The 431-nt window shown below is 41.5% G+C and carries 1 protein-coding gene; it reads left to right on the top strand.

Translation table 11 applies throughout. The features are described from left to right. A partial coding sequence (locus C6366_RS18825; protein WP_146164955.1) for a RagB/SusD family nutrient uptake outer membrane protein occupies positions 1-431 on the top strand: 431 nt, incomplete at both ends.

The raw sequence follows: 431 nt of genomic DNA, 5'->3' as shown, positions 1-431 counted from the left end.
CAGAATTGCTCAAGGATGAAGGTGGCTTTTTATACGACCTGGAAAGTTATGCCGGATCAGCTATCAAAAAGTATGTAATAGGAACACCTGAGGATAACCCCGGATATATCCTGACTTTCATGTCCACCCCTTTAAATACTTATATGATGCGTTTGGCTGAAGTTTACCTAATTGCCGCAGAAGCCATATTGGGTAATAATGCCAGTACTACTAACGCGGATGCTTTAAACTATGTAAATGCAGTAAGAGCTCGTGCTGGTTTGGATGAAGTTACTTCACTGACCTGGATTGACATTCTAAATGAAAAACGCATTGAACTGGCATTTGAAGGTCGCTTTTGGGGAGAACTTGTCAGATGGTCATATTTTGATCAGTCTGGTGCATCTGCCTATGTGTTAGGACAAAACAGAGGCCACTTTAACTGGGAGAAT

Source organism: Desulfonatronum sp. SC1, assembly GCF_003046795.1.
Lineage (GTDB): Bacteria > Desulfobacterota > Desulfovibrionia > Desulfovibrionales > Desulfonatronaceae > Desulfonatronum.
Note: the sequence above shows the minus strand (reverse complement) of the source record. Positions and strands in the feature narration are given on the sequence as shown.